This window comes from Roseibium sediminis (assembly GCF_008711325.1).
Classification (GTDB): Bacteria; Pseudomonadota; Alphaproteobacteria; order Rhizobiales; family Stappiaceae; genus Roseibium; species Roseibium sediminis.
Genome location: NZ_VXDB01000112.1, coordinates 1 through 576 on the forward strand (window position 1 = coordinate 1; position 576 = coordinate 576).

Genomic DNA, 576 nt, shown 5'->3' on the forward strand with positions numbered 1-576 from the left:
CGTTCAGCGTGAAGGCAATATTCAATCGGCGGATAGCGCTGGCCGTCTCGGTCCGTTGGTCGATCTCCTCGGTAATGACCGTGGTACCAGGCGGGCGCCCCGGCGCGGCCGTTAAGAATTGCGTGACCGGCGACGTCCATTCAGTGCGGACTTCCGTCCAGTGGTCAAGCGCAGGCGTGAGGAACAGGTCCCCGGCAATCACGCTGAAGTTCTGATACGGGTTGATCTTGAAAATACCAGTTGAAAGCGGCTGGTCGATAGTCGCCTTTTCTGCGAAGGGCAGCGTTTCCATCTGACCGAAAGAAACGTTCAGCACCTCAAGGACCGGCAGTTGAAGAACGCCCCTGTTCACAGACGCGTTCTGGATTACCCCGTTGTCGCGCAAATCATCGTTGCGAAAATCATCGGTAAAGATGCCGTCTGCCGAAACGCTGTCCGGGACCGATCCTCCCATGGTGACCCGGTTCAGCTGCTCAACGACCTTGAACAACAATCCCTTGAGTTGAACCTGTTCGGGAATGGTCAGGATCTTTTGCTTGCTTTGAACAATCAGCGGCGCGCCAAACCAGTCATTGT

The 576-nt window shown here is 55.9% G+C and carries 1 protein-coding gene; it reads right to left on the reverse strand.

Going from position 1 to position 576, the window contains the following annotated elements; genetic code table 11:
• Positions 1-576: DUF4815 domain-containing protein (locus tag F0155_RS23300; protein WP_150526948.1), on the reverse strand; the 576-nt coding region annotated here is incomplete at both ends.